Origin of the sequence: Pseudomonas donghuensis, assembly GCF_000259195.1 — a bacterium.
Classification (GTDB): domain Bacteria; phylum Pseudomonadota; class Gammaproteobacteria; order Pseudomonadales; family Pseudomonadaceae; genus Aquipseudomonas; species Aquipseudomonas donghuensis.
The window spans coordinates 1-1,232 of the sequence record NZ_AJJP01000227.1 but is presented as its reverse complement, the minus strand read 5'-3'; the positions used below and the strand labels follow the sequence as shown (position 1 = coordinate 1,232).

1 protein-coding gene is annotated in these 1,232 nt (G+C 56.8%); it reads left to right on the top strand.

The window, feature by feature from the left end; translation table 11 throughout:
- Positions 1-61 precede the first annotated feature (61 nt).
- Positions 62-1,197, top strand: a protein-coding gene (locus UW3_RS0102275) for an IS3 family transposase (RefSeq protein ID WP_202802425.1) whose coding sequence is annotated in 2 segments (ribosomal slippage) — positions 62-314 and positions 314-1,197 — 1,137 coding nt in all. Because the reading frame shifts where the segments join, the coding sequence is not laid out codon by codon here.
- Positions 1,198-1,232: the final 35 nt, after the last annotated feature.

Sequence of the window (1,232 nt, the reverse complement as noted above, 5' to 3'; positions counted from 1 at the left end):
TTGGACTGCCCCCGGAAAGGTAGACATCCCCGGCCTATGCTTTGAGCATAGGAGGAAGTCTATGAGTACCCAGCGATACACCCCGGAATTCAAGGCGGAAGCCGTCAGGCAGGTGGTTGAACGCGGCTATTCAGTCGCGGAGATTGCCGCACGCCTCGGCGTCTCGACTCACAGCCTCTATAAATGGGTGAGCGCCGTCACCCCTGATAAATCAGAAAAGCAGGCCAGCGAATTGCTCGAAGCCAAGAGTGAAATCCTGCGGCTACGGGCCCAAATGCGCCGCCTTGAAGAAGAGCGGGATATCTTAAAAAAAGCCGCGCGGTACTTTGCCAGAGAGCCCGAGTGAAGTACCGCTTCATGAACGAGCATCGTCATCAGTATGCAATTACCACGATGTGCAGGGTATTGCGGATCGCTCGTGCCGGGTTCTACCAATGGCTACACAAGCCCGTTTCTGAGCGCGACCAGGATAACGACCGCTTGCTGAAATTGATCCGCGATTCCTATGCGGCTAGCCGAGGGGTTTACGGTGCTCTACGCGTCTATGGCGACTTGCGGGAAGCCGGCGAGAGTTGCGGCAAACACCGCGTTGCGCGGTTGATGCGTGCCAACCGGATCAAGGCGTTGAGGGGCTATAAGGCGCCGCGCCCAATTGCCGGGCGGCCGTCGATCATTGCACCCAATCATCTCAACCGAGCATTCACAGTTGATGCCCCCAACAAGGCTTGGGTGACCGACATCACCTACATCCGCACATGGCAGGGTTGGCTGTATTTGGCCGTGGTGGTGGATCTCTATGCGCGCAAGGTCGTGGGCTGGTCGATGAAGCCGACATTGGCCCGTGAACTCGCGCTGGACGCGTTATTGATGGCGCTCTGGCGCCGTCGGCCCAAGGAGCGCGTACTGGTGCATTCCGATCAGGGTAGCCAGTACGGCTGTGATGACTGGAAGCGCTTTTGCTTGGCCAATAACCTTGAGCAGAGCATGAGTCGGCGTGGCAACTGCTGGGATAATGCCGTGGCGGAGTCTTTTTTCAGCAGCCTGAAAAAAGAACGGATCCGTAAGCGCATCTACAAAACCCGTGACTTGGCCAGGGCCGATGTGTTCGATTACATCGAAGTGTTTTACAACCGTACTCGCCGTCATAGTCACTTGGGCGGCGTCAGTCCTGAGGCCTTTGAAAGCGCCTCGTTATGAGGCCGGAAAATGTCTATTGGAATGGGGGTAGTCCA